15 protein-coding genes are annotated in these 12,125 nt (G+C 43.5%); 9 read left to right on the top strand and 6 right to left on the bottom strand.

Annotation, left to right across the window (positions count from 1 at the left end; translation table 11 throughout):
* The 3 genes from NDI42_RS12130 to uraD all read right to left on the bottom strand — a co-directional run bounded on the left by NDI42_RS12130 (nt 1) and on the right by uraD (nt 4,142).
* Nucleotides 1-2,730: a molybdopterin-dependent oxidoreductase gene (locus tag NDI42_RS12130; protein WP_190452027.1), complete on the bottom strand. Its 2,730-nt coding sequence runs from the start codon at nt 2,728-2,730 to the stop codon at nt 1-3.
* A gap of 28 nt (nt 2,731-2,758) precedes the next feature.
* Nucleotides 2,759-3,568 (bottom strand): FAD binding domain-containing protein, encoded by an 810-nt coding sequence (locus NDI42_RS12125; RefSeq protein ID WP_190452025.1) that lies wholly within the window; start codon nt 3,566-3,568, stop codon nt 2,759-2,761.
* A gap of 73 nt (nt 3,569-3,641) precedes the next feature.
* Nucleotides 3,642-4,142: a 2-oxo-4-hydroxy-4-carboxy-5-ureidoimidazoline decarboxylase gene (gene uraD, locus NDI42_RS12120; protein ID WP_190452023.1), complete on the bottom strand. Its 501-nt coding sequence runs from the start codon at nt 4,140-4,142 to the stop codon at nt 3,642-3,644.
* Between the two features lie 245 nt (nt 4,143-4,387).
* Here uraD and NDI42_RS12115 point away from each other — a divergent pair, with 245 nt between their 5' ends.
* From NDI42_RS12115 to pucL, 3 genes are all read left to right on the top strand, one after another.
* Nucleotides 4,388-4,786 carry an allophanate hydrolase-related protein gene (locus NDI42_RS12115; RefSeq protein ID WP_190452021.1) on the top strand — a complete coding sequence of 133 codons (399 nt, stop codon included), beginning with the start codon at nt 4,388-4,390 and terminating at the stop codon, nt 4,784-4,786.
* A gap of 132 nt (nt 4,787-4,918) precedes the next feature.
* Entirely contained in the window at nt 4,919-6,328 is a 1,410-nt protein-coding gene (gene hydA, locus NDI42_RS12110; RefSeq protein ID WP_190452015.1) for a dihydropyrimidinase, read from the top strand.
* Nucleotides 6,329-6,515: 187 nt separating this feature from the next.
* On the top strand, nt 6,516-7,442 hold the full coding sequence (pucL, locus tag NDI42_RS12105; protein ID WP_190452013.1) for a factor-independent urate hydroxylase: 927 nt from the start codon (nt 6,516-6,518) through the stop codon (nt 7,440-7,442).
* 230 nt (nt 7,443-7,672) lie between these two features.
* Here the strand turns inward: pucL and NDI42_RS12100 are convergent, their stop codons facing one another.
* The 3 genes from NDI42_RS12100 to ndhC are packed head-to-tail and all read right to left on the bottom strand — an operon-like array spanning nt 7,673 to nt 9,271.
* Nucleotides 7,673-8,137: an NAD(P)H-quinone oxidoreductase subunit J gene (locus NDI42_RS12100; protein ID WP_399316065.1), complete on the bottom strand. Its 465-nt coding sequence runs from the start codon at nt 8,135-8,137 to the stop codon at nt 7,673-7,675.
* A gap of 28 nt (nt 8,138-8,165) precedes the next feature.
* Complete coding sequence (locus tag NDI42_RS12095) at nt 8,166-8,912, bottom strand: NADH dehydrogenase subunit K (protein WP_199295034.1); 747 nt, start codon at nt 8,910-8,912, stop codon at nt 8,166-8,168.
* Nucleotides 8,909-9,271: a photosynthetic/respiratory NAD(P)H-quinone oxidoreductase subunit C gene (gene ndhC, locus NDI42_RS12090; protein ID WP_190427156.1), complete on the bottom strand. Its 363-nt coding sequence runs from the start codon at nt 9,269-9,271 to the stop codon at nt 8,909-8,911. Before ndhC ends, NDI42_RS12095 begins: the two co-directional genes overlap by 4 nt.
* Before the next feature lie 263 nt (nt 9,272-9,534).
* Here ndhC and NDI42_RS12085 point away from each other — a divergent pair, with 263 nt between their 5' ends.
* The 6 genes from NDI42_RS12085 to NDI42_RS12060 all read left to right on the top strand — a co-directional run bounded on the left by NDI42_RS12085 (nt 9,535) and on the right by NDI42_RS12060 (nt 12,052).
* Entirely contained in the window at nt 9,535-9,867 is a 333-nt protein-coding gene (locus NDI42_RS12085) for a rubredoxin (RefSeq protein ID WP_190427158.1), read from the top strand.
* A gap of 61 nt (nt 9,868-9,928) precedes the next feature.
* Nucleotides 9,929-10,933 (top strand): photosynthesis system II assembly factor Ycf48, encoded by a 1,005-nt coding sequence (locus tag NDI42_RS12080; protein WP_190427161.1) that lies wholly within the window; start codon nt 9,929-9,931, stop codon nt 10,931-10,933.
* Nucleotides 10,934-11,067: 134 nt separating this feature from the next.
* A complete protein-coding gene (gene psbE, locus NDI42_RS12075; protein ID WP_190452011.1) occupies nt 11,068-11,313 on the top strand; it encodes a cytochrome b559 subunit alpha in 246 nt (81 codons plus the stop codon).
* Between the two features lie 24 nt (nt 11,314-11,337).
* The gene (gene psbF, locus NDI42_RS12070) at nt 11,338-11,475 is read left to right on the top strand and encodes a cytochrome b559 subunit beta (protein WP_190427167.1); all 138 of its coding nucleotides are present in this window, start codon (nt 11,338-11,340) and stop codon (nt 11,473-11,475) included.
* 9 nt (nt 11,476-11,484) lie between these two features.
* The gene (psbL, locus tag NDI42_RS12065) at nt 11,485-11,607 is read left to right on the top strand and encodes a photosystem II reaction center protein PsbL (RefSeq protein WP_190427172.1); all 123 of its coding nucleotides are present in this window, start codon (nt 11,485-11,487) and stop codon (nt 11,605-11,607) included.
* Between the two features lie 325 nt (nt 11,608-11,932).
* Nucleotides 11,933-12,052, top strand: a complete 120-nt coding sequence (locus NDI42_RS12060) for a photosystem II reaction center protein J (RefSeq protein ID WP_190427175.1) — start codon at nt 11,933-11,935, stop codon at nt 12,050-12,052.
* Nucleotides 12,053-12,125: the final 73 nt, after the last annotated feature.

The raw sequence follows: 12,125 nt of genomic DNA, 5'->3' as shown, positions 1-12,125 counted from the left end.
TTACTGATTTAATGCTTTCCAGACTCGTTCTGGTGTCATGGGAAGTTGAGTTAATCTGATGCCTGTGGCATGGGCGACAGCATTAGCGATCGCAGGTGCCGTACAATTGGTTCCAATCTCTCCGATGCCTTTTGCTCCAAACGGGCCGTGGGGGTCAGCTTTCTCGATTAAAATGATTTCCATCGGCGGTACATCTTTGGCAGAAGGGATGCGATAAGTACGCATCCAAGAATTAAGAATTCGCCCTTGTTCGTTGATTATGAGTTCTTCCGCAAGAGCATATCCTAATCCCATCACAATTCCGCCAGTGGCTTGTCCGTGACAAATTCTAGGATTAATTGCTTTGCCGATATCAAGGGCTTGAACGCATCGTAAAACTTTGATTTTCCCTGTCTCAATATCAACTTCTACTTCCACACCCAGAACTGCAAAACTTAGGGAAGATTCATCTGCTGAATGTTCTACCTCTACTGATAGAAATACCTGTTGTTCTTGAGCGGCTGCTGCTAGTTGTTGTAAGACAGTTTTATCTGTAAAAATGGTTTCTTCGGGTTGATTAGGCAAGAGTTGGGCTGCTAATTCCAAAAGACGCGATCGCATTATTTGCGCGGCTTTTTTCACAGCTTGTCCTGATATATAAACAGTAGCCGAAGCATAAGAGCCAGAATCATACGGAGTGCGGTGGGTATCACCTGCAATCAGGTCAATATCAGCAACTTCTACCCCAAGAATATCAGCCGCAATTTGCCGCAAAGTAGTATCTGAACCAGTACCAACATCAACTGAACCAGTTCTTAGTTCATACTTACCGGAAGCTGTTAGCGATAACCTGACTCCAGCACTATGAATTTTCGCCAAACCGCTTCCTTGCATTGAAGCGGCAAATCCAAAACCTCGCCGCAAATGTCCATCTAATACGGGTTGCATTCCCGGAACATAACCAAGGGCTGAGGTAGCTTTTTCAAAACATTCTTGTAAGCCATAACTGCCAATTAAGTGGAAATGGTCTTTACTTCCGGTGCGTCCTAATTTAATGATATGCTCAGGAGAAATAATATTTTTCAGACGCAATTGAATCGGGTCTAAATTGAGTGCTTGGGCAATTTCATCTAATTGAGATTCAACAGTAAAGTTGCCTTGAGTCGCGCCATATCCCCGAAAAGCTCCAGCGGGCATGGTGTTAGTATAAACGCCTAAACCGAGAAATCGTTGATGCGGGCAATTGTACAAGCCAAGGGGAAAGCAACCCGTGAGAAAAACCACAGTTTGAGCGTGATTTCCATAAGCTCCGGTGTTAGAAATTGCTTCCATTTCCTGAGCTACCAGCGTACCATCAGCTTTGATCCCAGTTTTCAAGCGAATTTTCATCGCATGGCGGCTATTAGTTGCAGTAAATTCCTCTTCTCGCGTAAACTCCCATTGCACGGGTTTCCCGGTGCGGAGTGTTGCTAAGGCGCACAAATCTTCGGAGAGAATTTCTTGTTTATTACCAAATCCGCCGCCAATTTGGGCTTTATAAACTCGAATTTTGTCTTTGGGTAAATAGAAAAGTTTAGAAAGTAAATTTTGACAGTGAAATGGGACTTGAGTGCTGGAACGAACTACTAAATTTCCGTCTTCATCCAGCCAACTTACACTAACATGAGGTTCTAAGTGAACGTGCTGAACTGCTGGCAGATGATAAGTGTTTTCAACAATTAAATCTGAGGCGGCAAATCCTTCTTCTAGGTCGCCATTTTCTAATAGAACTTTACCAGCAATATTGTGGTGAACGTCATAAATTTGAGATGATTCTGGCTCATCATGAATGAGGATATCGCCCTTCATTGCCGCAACTGGATCGATAAGGTGAGGTAAAATTTCATAATCCACTTCGATTAGTTGGCAGGCTAATTCTGCAATACCCGGAGATTCTGCTACGACAGCGGCGACGCGATCGCCTACAAAACGCACCTTATTATCTAATAAGTAGTGGTCGAGAGGGTCGGGAATTGGTTCTGCATGACCCGCAGTGCTGTAGGGGATGCGCGGCACATCTTCATGGGTAAAAATGGCATGAACGCCGGGAAAGGCTTTTGCTTTGTCTGTGTTGATCTGGCGGATATGGGCGTGGGGATGAGGCGATCGCACTACCTTAAGATGCAATAATCCAGGTGGCGACCAGTCGGCAGTATATGCTGGTTTACCTGTAACGAGTGTTGGCCCATCCTGTTTGGGAATACTTTGTCCTACCGGACTTTGAATTTCTAATTTTGAATTTGGGGTTAAATTTTCTTGAATTTTAATTTCTGTATGACGAAAGAGAATACTATCAATAATTCCCTGATAACCAGTGCAGCGACATAAATTTCCTTCTAAGGCTTTGCGGAGGCCTTCTTCAGTATCATATTTAATCTTTTCCGCACTCATAATCATGCCGGGAGTACAGAACCCACACTGAAAACCTTGGCACTCCAAAAATGCTTTTTGCATTGGTGCCAATTCGCCATCAATTGCCAATCCTTCAATCGTGGTGACAGCTTGACCATCAATTTTCATAGCGGGATAAATACAGCTATGAATTGCCGCGTTATCTACCCAGACAGTACAGCTACCACAATCACCAGATTCGCACACTCGATGCACGCCAACCCAGCCCAAACTTCGCAATAAACTTAGTAAGCTTGTTCCAGGGGGACAAGTTTCTGAATAGGTGTTGCCATTTACTTGAAAATTTAGAGTTTCTTGCATAAACACGATAAATTTTAAAATATAAAATCTAAAATTCCGATAGCGATCGCTGCATTAAAATTTTGGTAACGTGTTGGCGATAAGCTGCACTTGCCCTTTCATCTTCTATAAAACAATCTACAGGCAATTGCGCGTCTAATGCTTCCGAAATTTCCTTTGGAGTGGGAACATAGACAAATTCAATTAGACGCGGGGCAGGAACGCAAGCGCCTAATCCAAATCGCACTTGATTTGTTTTAGGGTTGTATGCTGTTACTACAATTGATACTGCATAACCAGAAGTTTGTACGCAGATTCGCTTAAAGTAAACTAGCCATTCTAAGTTACTTTCATGAATCCAAATTTTTTGCAAAACTTCACCCGGTTGTAGTATGGTTTGTTGCGCCCCAATTTGAAAATCTAAGGCGGGAACTTGGCGATATGGAGAATTTGGACTTCCAATTTCATAAGTTGCTCCCAGTGCTATCATTACCGGAGCAAAGGTACTCGCAGGTAATGCTAGGCAAAGATTGCCTCCCACAGTAGCAATATTGCTAACTTTAAATGATGCTAATTCCGCTACGGCGCTTAAAAGTGCTTTAGCTGAGGTCCATGTTTCAGGAAAGGCAAAATTGGATAATTTATCCATTGTAGATGTGGCACCGATGGCTAATCCTTCCGGGGTAATTTCTATTTGTGACCAGCCTAATTTTTCCAAGTCTACGAGGACTTTTAAGTTTGGTTCTGGTTGGGAAAATATCCAAGTTCCGCCAGCTAACCAAGCCCATCCTTGTTGCCAGTTTTTTACAGAGTCTAAGTTCGTGGGTTGTAAGTAAGCTTCGATGTTAGGTAAATCCATTTTAAAACGAACCGCAAAGACAAGAGAGAAGTGGAAAAGAGGAAAGAAGGAGTCGAGAGAGAAGTATTCGTTTTTAAGTTATACGGATTTCTAGGAGGCGGAACCAGGCTATCTGAGTAATTTCGGATAGGGAAAGCCTTAATTCTTCTTCTAGGGTGTTTTTTAGCCGATTGTCGAAGGCTTTGAGAATGCTTTCTTTAGTGTGATTTTTAACGGCGATGATGAAGGGAAAATTAAATTTCTCTTTGTATGCTTGGTTAAGAAAGTGAAAGCGATCGCACTCCTCAGAGGTAAGCTGATATAATCCTGCCGCCGCCTGTTCTTGAACGGAGGATGCGCTCATTTTCACCTTGGTTGCTAAGTCGGGATGAGCGCAAATTAAGGCAAGTTGTTTATCCAAGCTGGCTTCTTGAACCACTTTTATCATAGTTTCATGCAATGATGTAACGTCGGCAAAAGGTCGCTTCATCCACGTCTTTTGCGCTACCCAAGGCGAATCCTCAAAAACCCACCCCAAAGCATCTACAAAAGCTTCCTGACTCATTTGGTTCAGTTCAGACAGCTTATACTTCATCCTTCCATGCCACCCACAAGTACGGACTTTTAACCTTTAAAGTTGTATATTGCTTTATTAGCGGTTAGCCAGCGCTAAAATTCAGTAACAATCGTTACGGTATTTTTTTATTTTTTATGAAATTTTATACATAATTATGAATAGAAAATTAAAATTTTAATTTTTAGGTAAAATTTGAGGCAAGCTATAGCAAAATTTAGTTTTTGATAAGATAGAGTATTTACAATTTGAAAGAGCGATAAAAGATGGAAAGTAAATCAGAATCAAAGCAATTTTTTATTTGCGGTTCTGCCTTACGAGGGCAACCGGATCACAAGAATCTGCAATCAGCAAAATTCATTAAAGAGGCAGTTACTCGTCCCAATTATCGAATGTACTCTGTAGAGAATGGCTGGCATCCAGGTATCTATGAAGTTGCATCCGGAGGTATTGCTATTCCGGGTGAAGTTTACGAGTTGACTGCTGAACAATATGAATATTTACTGTCTACAGAACCGCCTAACTTGTATCCTAAAAACGTAGTTTTAGAAGATGGAGAGGAAGTTACTGCTATGCTTTATCCGCGTGAATTGGTAGAAAAATATCAATGGGCTGATATTTCTCATCTTGGAGGTTGGGCAGCTTATAAACAAGCTTCTACTTAAGTTGTGCAGATACCCCAACCCAGCTCAAAAAGTAAGGTTATTTCGTTTTCCAGCCATTGTATACAACGTCTCTACATCTCTGGGTTATCGGTGCCTAGAGTGGTTTGTTTTATCACATTTTAATCAGTAAAAATGACAGACGTACTAATAACTGGCGGACGAATTGTTACAGCAGTCGATGACTATGTAGGAGATATTCTAATTCGCGATGGAAAAATTGAAGCGATCGCTCGAAAATTAGAAGTACCATCAGCCCAAAAATATCAAGCTTCAGGATTACTTGTATTGCCTGGTGGTGTTGACGTTCACACCCACATGGAGTCCCGTCAAGGCATTGCCGAAACTTGCGATACGTATGAGTCAGGAACGCGATCCGCTGCCTTTGGTGGCACGACTACTATTATCGATTATGCTCAACAAAGCAAAGGAGAAAGCGCAATATTTGCACTTGATAATCGTCTAGCATTGGCAGAACCGCAAGCTTGTGTAGATTATAGTTTTCACCTGATTCTGACAGATATTAACCCAGAAGTTTTAAAAGAATTACCCGATTTAATTAATTACGATGGGGTATCTAGCTTTAAAATGTTCATGGCTTATCCAGAAATTTTAATGGTAGATGATGCCTCTATATTTAAAACGATGCGGGCGGTAGGTTCTCATGGCGGTATGGTGAATTTACACGCAGAAAATGGTAGCGTAATTCAAGTATTAATTGAAGAAGCATTGGCTCAGGGAAATACTTCTCCAAAATATCATGCTTTAACAAGACCAACAATTATGGAGGCAGAAGCTACTCACAGAGCAATTCGGATTGCAGAGTTGGCGGAAATCCCTGTATATATCGTTCATCTGTCAGCAAAAGAAGCATTAGATGTAGTAGTTGAAGCACGCGATCGCGGTATTTATGCCTTTGCAGAAACTTGTCCTCATTACCTTTTCTTAAACATTGAGGAGTATGACAAACCAGGTTTTGAAGCGGCTAAATATGTGATGACCCCACCGTTACGAGAACATCAGTGTCAACAGGCATTGTGGCGGGGGTTAAAGTTTGACGATCTCCAGATAGTTGCTACCGATCATTGTCCATTTTGTTTCAAAGAAAATTCCTCTGGTTGGCACCGTTCTAAACAAGTTGGAAAAGAGGATTTCTCTAAAATTCCTAATGGTGCGCCTGGCGTAGAATTGCGGTTGACTTTACTATATGATGGCGGTGTTAGAACGGGTAAAATTTCGCTGAATAGGTTTGTACAGTTAACTGCAACTGCTCCCGCTAAAATGTTTGGATTGTTTCCTAAAAAAGGAACAATTGCTGTGGGAAGCGATGCCGATATAGTTTTATTTGACCCAAATAAAGAACATATTTTGAGTGCGGCAACTCATCATTCTAACGTAGACTACAGCTTATTTGAAGGGCGTTTTATTACTGGGAAAGTAGAGAAAGTTTTCTTACGCGGGGAGTTGATTGTAGATGGCGATCGCTGGCTGGGCAACAAAGGTAAAGGTCAGTTTCAAAAACGTTCCGCTTCCGGCACTTTCTAAAAAAATGTGTATATAGAAATACTGGCGAATATAATTCGAGCCTTGCACAGAGTTTCGCCAACGTAACGAGAGACTAATAATGTGATTGTAAGTTTCCTTGAATAATGCAACCCTAAAATTTATAAAAATGGCTAATAACAAGGTTTCCTCAATACAAAACCAAAAATAGTAGGATAAGGAGCAAGGCGTGAGCGCAGAAATTAGCTATGGTAAAGGAAATATTACCCTGTACCGCACATATGCAAAACCGATGTTGGGTTTGACAGAAATTCCAGAATCAGAGTTTAGTGGTAGAGAAAACATCCTGTTTGCGGTTGATGTTGATGTTGAGGTATTCGGTAACAATTTTATCGCCGCCTACACTGAGGGAATCAATACAGATGTGGTGGCTACCGACACCATGAAAAACTTTGTTTTGAAGAAAGCGATCACATTCGATGGCTCAACCTTAGAAGGTTTTATAAATTTCCTGGGACAGGAGTTTTTAAATACTTATCCCCAAATGCGATCGCTGCGAGTTACAGGTAGAGAACAACCATTTGCTGCGGCACATTTACCTCACCCCGATGGGGGAAATACCAATAGCGAAGTTTTATTCAGCCGTTCGCGCAATGACTATGCAGTTACAGTGCTGGATTTTGAGCGTGAGGGAGATGGTACAAAAATCGTCGCTCATAGTTGTGGAAGAGTAGGATTTCAGCTAATCAAAGTTACTGGTAGCTTGTTTGCCAACTTTGCTCGCGATGAGTATACCACGCTACCAGAAATGAGCGATCGCCCCTTATTTATTTATCTCGATGTTTACTGGAAATACGCTGACGTAGAGAATGCGATCGCGTCTGATTTATCACATTACATCCCTGCTGAACAAGTGCGCGATTTCGTGCAAGTTGTCTTTCATGAATTTGTCAGCAAATCAATCCAACATCTCGTTTATGAGATGGGTGTGCGCCTACTACAACGCTTCCCGCAAATGGCAGAAGTTTCCTTTGCAGCTGAAAATCGACTTTGGGACACCGCATTTGTATCAGATGCAGATTCTAAAATAAAAGTGTACTGCGATCCGCGACCTCCCTATGGAATGATTAAATTAACCCTAAACCGGGATGAATAAATAGTTATAAGTTATGAGTTTTGAGTTAATCAGAAGTTTCCTGAACTTATCTCATAAGTCGTAAGTTGGGTTTCGTTCCCAAGACACAAGCTACTAGCTAAAATTCAAACAAAATCGATTGTGAGGACAATTTATTTTCTAGCAAAAGCTATCTAAAAAAAATAAGCACCCACTTAAAACAAGTGAGTGCTTTCAGGCAAAATTTCCTGATTAAGGGCAATGCTTCTTAATCAAAAAGCATCCTGCAACTCGTAGAAATCAGGCGAAATATAATCCTTCCGCAAAGGGTAGCCTACCCAATCTTCCGGCATCAAAAGACGCTTCAAGTTCGGGTGTCCTTCGTAGACAATACCGAACATATCGTAGGATTCCCGCTCTTGCCAATCTGCTGTCTTCCAAATCCAGTACAGCGAAGGCACTCTAGCGTCATCTCGCGGCAAAAACACCTTCAGACGCACTTCTTCCGGTCGGTCAGCATTGTCACTCAGCTTAATCAGATGATAGAAGCTGACCAAATCCTCACCCGGCCCTGCATCATAGCCACCTTGACATTGCAAGTAATTAAACCCATAAGCATAGAGGGCTGTGGCGATAGGAATCAAAAAGTCCCGGTCAACTTTTATGATCTCAACGCCTTGATGATCTTGCTCTAGAGCCTCATGCTCAAAGTCGTTTTCCGTCAACCACCCAGAAATCTTACTGGCTACGATTTGGGATTCTGCTTCAGCCACGACCTTCCTCCTGTTTTTGAGCCGTCAACAGGGCTGGGGATACAGGCATACCCATAGCTGCTGCCAACTCTGGCGGTGGGCTTTGGCGAGTGCCTGACTGTAGATATTTCCCTGTCAGGATGGGGTCTACACCTTTGAGTTTGTGGGTGGTGCTGTAGTAGCGATGCGTTTGCTTCATTTGATCGCGTTCCTGAATCGAATCATTAGCGATTTTCTTCCGGAGTTTAATGATCGCATCCATGATCGCTTCTGGACGTGGTGGACATCCAGGCAGGTATACATCCACAGGAATCAACTTATCCACTCCGCGTACCGCTGTCGGGGAGTCAGCACTGAACATCCCGCCAGTGATTGTGCAAGCTCCCATCGCAATCACATACTTGGGGTCTGGCATCTGTTCATAAAGACGTACCAAAGCAGGTGCCATCTTCATAGTGATGGTTCCAGCAGTAATGATTAAATCTGCTTGTCTGGGGCTGGAACGGGGAACCAGTCCAAATCGGTCAAAGTCAAACCGCGAACCAATCATCGCCGCAACTTCAATGAAGCAGCAGGCGGTGCCAAACAACAAAGGCCATACGCTGGAAAGCCGCGCCCAGTTGTACAGGTCATCAACTGTGGTCAGGATGACGTTTTCCGAAAGCTCTTGAGTGACCTTGGGCCGCTCAATTGGACTAAGAATGCGTTCTTTCTGCTGCTGTTCTAGGGCAGCATATTCATTTGCCTGGTTAGATTTCATGACCATTCCAAAGCTCCTTTGCGCCAAGCGTAAACAAGAGCAACCACAAGAATTGCAATAAAGATCAGGGCTTCTATGAAAGCCAAAACTCCTAAGCGATGGAAGGCAACAGCCCACGGAAACAAGAAAACAGTTTCAACATCAAAAATCACGAAGACAAGCGCAAACATATAGTAGCGGATGTTGAACTGAATCCAAGCTCCCCCAATCGGCTCCATACCAGATTCATAGGTGGTGCGTCGCTCTGGACTACTACCGCTGGGGCGCAGAAGCTTAGCAGCAGACAGTGCTAGAAAAGGCACCAAGCTGCAAGCCAGTAGGAATCCTAAAAAATACTCATACCCACTAAGGACAAACACGATAGTTAACTACCACTCAGATGAAACAACGCGAGTTATTACTTCTTTACATATACATTATAGAGTGACTACCTTTACAGCGTAACGCTGGCGGCTTTCGAGAGCGATTACGTATAGCACACATAAGTCGAACTAAACAAATTTTATATCTAGCGATCGCCCTTTGCGCCCACCAGAACTAGAAAATGTTAAGGAAGTCCTACACTTATGGCATAATTTTTAACATAGATTTTAAGGTTGGCTTCTCAACTACTTTCTGAGCTATGAGCGATCAAGCCGTTGATGCCATCATGGATCGCCACGAATGTCGCGCCTGTGGCTATGTTTATGAGCCACTTAAGGGCGATAGTAAGGGTGATATCCCCGCAGGAACATCGTTTGAAGAATTACCGCTCTCTTGGCGCTGTCCCGTCTGTGGAGTGCGGAAAACGCAGTTTCAAAATATTGGCGTTGCAGGTGCGCCGTCTGGATTTAAGGAAAATCTGGGTTTTGGTCTGGGGGTAAACACTTTAACCCCAGGACAGAAGAATCTGCTCATTTTTGGTGCCTTGGCTTTAGGTTTTTTGTTTTTTCTGAGTCTTTACAGTTTGCATTAAAACGAAACTCGGCTCTTGATACCTGCCGTAGGTCAGATTCTATCCACCAGTGCTGGACGTTATGAACTTTTTTGTGAGAACACTGAAACAAATTGTAATATTGCTGGTAGTCGCCCTGTTTTGTGCCAGTTGTAGTAGCGTCCCTTCGGTGAGCAACAACCCTTGGCAAGTCATTGAGCTGCCAACAACAGCTAATATTCAGGATATTGCCTTTACCGACGACCGCGATCGCGGCTGGCTTGTGGGCAGTGACTCTACAATTTTGGAAACAACCGATGGCGGCAAAACCTGGGAGCCTCGGAACTTGTCCCTTGGGGATCAGAAATACCGCTTTACAGGTGTGAGTTTTGCTGGTTCTGAGGGTTGGATTACAGGAGAACCTGCTATCTTACTGCACACCACCGATGGCGGAAAATCTTGGACGCGCATCTCACTGAGTAATAAATTACCGGGCGCACCCAACACAATTTTGGCACTAGGGCCCAACTCCGCTGAGATGACCACCAACGTAGGCGCAATTTATCGCACTCAAGACGCTGGACAAAACTGGAAAGCGATGGTGCAAGAAGCAGTGGGCGTTGTCCGCAACATCTCCCGCTCTGAAGATGGTAAATATGTAGCAGTCTCAGCAAAAGGGAACTTCTACTCAACTTGGGAACCAGGTCAGGAAGCGTGGGTATCCCACAACCGCAATAGTTCCCGACGTGTTGAAAATATGGGTTTTGCACAAGATGGTCGGTTGTGGATGGTCGCACGGGGCGGTCAGCTGCAATTTAGCGACCCTGAAAAGCACGATGAGTGGCAAGAGGCACAATATCCAGAGATATCTACCAGTTGGGGTTTACTCGATTTGGCATATCGCACACCAGAGGAAATTTGGGTGACGGGGGGAAGTGGCAATTTACTCCGCAGTCCAGATGGTGGTAAAACCTGGGAAAAAGATCGCGAGATGGAGAATATACCCTCGAATTTGTACAAAATTAAATTTGTAACGCCCGATCGAGGATTTATTATTGGTCAGCGTGGTGTTTTGCTGAAATACGAGGGTTCATCGTCTGCGGCTTGAAGAGAGCATCGTCGCCGTCAGGTGGTAGTAATAAGCAGAAAATAAGCTGTTTGCAACTATTTTCTTGCTTGTCATCTACCGAATTTCGTATCATATAAACAAAGCTTTAAACTGTTGTCAGAGGAGGAATCTGAATGGCTGGTACTACTGGAGAGCGTCCGTTTGGGGACATTATTACGAGCGTACGTTACTGGGTGATTCACAGCATCACTATCCCAGCATTGTTTATTGCTGGTTGGCTATTTGTTCAAACTGGATTGGCATACGATGCGTTTGGAACACCCCGCCCCAATGAGTATTTCACTCCAAATCGGACGGAAGTGCCAATTGTGCAAGATCGTGTTGAATCAAAAGATCAAATAGAGCAATTTATCAAGTAAGTAGTTTAAAAGTAGTGGCAAATCATGACTAGCAATACTCCAGCAAATCAACCAGTTTCTTATCCGATTTTTACCGTTAGATGGCTTGCTGTCCACACTCTGGCTGTGCCTACAGTCTTTTTCTTGGGCGCGATCGCTTCCATGCAATTTATTCAACGATAGGAGAAACCGATGCCGGATCGTCTTCCCAATCCTAATAATCAGCCAGTTGAGTTAAACAGGACTTCTCTGTTCTTAGGATTGCTACTTGTCTTCGTTTTGGGAATTTTGTTTTCCAGTTATTTCTTTAACTAAAATCGCAGAATTCCGCTATACCAGCTAGGTATAGCGGCTCTTCGGGATAAGCGAAAACCAAGCGGTGTAACAACAGAAATTGTGCCTGCGGGAGGCGGGTGTCTGCCAGGGTACTACGCAAGTAGTACGGGAGTCAGTGCTAGGGAAACCTAAGCAAAACCTCCGGACGCTGTGTAAAACCACACTATACATTCGTATAGGGAGGCAACGGCGAGTGAAACTGGAAGCTTCTGTCATAGTGCGAAAGCCCTATAACAGTGAGTGCTTCGCCTAACTGAGTTTGATTAAATAAAGCTAGTTCGAGTTTAATTAGGAGGAAAAAGCTGTGTCTGGAAGTGGAAGAATCCCATTGTGGATTGTAGCGACAGTCGCTGGTTTAGGTATTATCGCCGTATTAGGTACTTTCTTCTATGGTGCCTATGCTGGTTTAGGCTCCTCTTTGTAAGCATAAACAAAGAAGGATGTAGAAGCTTCTACATCCTTTAGAAAAACCGCCCGTCCTAACCGGAAGGGCGGGT

Origin of the sequence: Funiculus sociatus GB2-C1, from assembly GCF_039962115.1 — a bacterium.
Lineage (GTDB): Bacteria > Cyanobacteriota > Cyanobacteriia > Cyanobacteriales > FACHB-T130 > Funiculus > Funiculus sociatus.
The sequence above is the reverse complement of the archived record's forward strand: the minus strand, read 5'-3'. Positions and strand labels throughout refer to the sequence as shown.

What these genes read in the sequence shown, in the direction of transcription:
- NDI42_RS12080 (WP_190427161.1), top strand. Translation starts at nt 9,929, where the DNA reads ATGAACTTTTTTGTGAGAACACTGAAACAAATTGTAATATTGCTGGTA.
- NDI42_RS12125 (WP_190452025.1), bottom strand. Translation starts at nt 3,568, where the DNA reads ATGGATTTACCTAACATCGAAGCTTACTTACAACCCACGAACTTAGAC.
- NDI42_RS12085 (WP_190427158.1), top strand. Translation starts at nt 9,535, where the DNA reads ATGAGCGATCAAGCCGTTGATGCCATCATGGATCGCCACGAATGTCGC.
- NDI42_RS12095 (WP_199295034.1), bottom strand. Translation starts at nt 8,912, where the DNA reads ATGAAATCTAACCAGGCAAATGAATATGCTGCCCTAGAACAGCAGCAG.
- NDI42_RS12115 (WP_190452021.1), top strand. Translation starts at nt 4,388, where the DNA reads ATGGAAAGTAAATCAGAATCAAAGCAATTTTTTATTTGCGGTTCTGCC.
- psbE (WP_190452011.1), top strand. Translation starts at nt 11,068, where the DNA reads ATGGCTGGTACTACTGGAGAGCGTCCGTTTGGGGACATTATTACGAGC.
- psbL (WP_190427172.1), top strand. Translation starts at nt 11,485, where the DNA reads ATGCCGGATCGTCTTCCCAATCCTAATAATCAGCCAGTTGAGTTAAAC.
- NDI42_RS12130 (WP_190452027.1), bottom strand. Translation starts at nt 2,730, where the DNA reads ATGCAAGAAACTCTAAATTTTCAAGTAAATGGCAACACCTATTCAGAA.
- hydA (WP_190452015.1), top strand. Translation starts at nt 4,919, where the DNA reads ATGACAGACGTACTAATAACTGGCGGACGAATTGTTACAGCAGTCGAT.
- psbF (WP_190427167.1), top strand. Translation starts at nt 11,338, where the DNA reads ATGACTAGCAATACTCCAGCAAATCAACCAGTTTCTTATCCGATTTTT.
- uraD (WP_190452023.1), bottom strand. Translation starts at nt 4,142, where the DNA reads ATGAAGTATAAGCTGTCTGAACTGAACCAAATGAGTCAGGAAGCTTTT.